Origin of the sequence: Bradyrhizobium campsiandrae, assembly GCF_014529705.1 — a bacterium.
Classification (GTDB): Bacteria; Pseudomonadota; Alphaproteobacteria; order Rhizobiales; family Xanthobacteraceae; genus Bradyrhizobium; species Bradyrhizobium campsiandrae.
Genome location: NZ_JAANIH010000355.1, coordinates 1 through 246 on the forward strand (window position 1 = coordinate 1; position 246 = coordinate 246).

Here is a 246-nt window from a genome sequence, read left to right on the forward strand (position 1 = left end):
GGCATCTACGCCGCCGGCACGTTCGGCTGGCACACCATCCAGATCGGTACGTTCGGCATCATTCTCGCCATCGCGGGCACTTTTGGCGCCTGGCTCGGCGGCAAGCTTGACGATTCCCTCGGACCGATGAAGGACGTCACCTTGCCGGTCAGCGCGAACAGGCCAAAATACTGCGCGATGCGATCCTTCGGCGCGAGCCGGATCAGCAGCGTGCGTGAGGCCGCCTGAAGCGGACCGCCGGCGGCA

Annotated in this window: 1 protein-coding gene; it reads right to left on the minus strand. The window is 65.9% G+C overall.

All coding sequences use genetic code 11. The annotated features are described in order from the left end of the window. Nucleotides 1-5 precede the first annotated feature (5 nt). A partial coding sequence (locus G8O24_RS46930) for an MFS transporter (RefSeq protein WP_438503278.1) occupies nucleotides 6-246 on the minus strand: 241 nt, incomplete at its 5' end.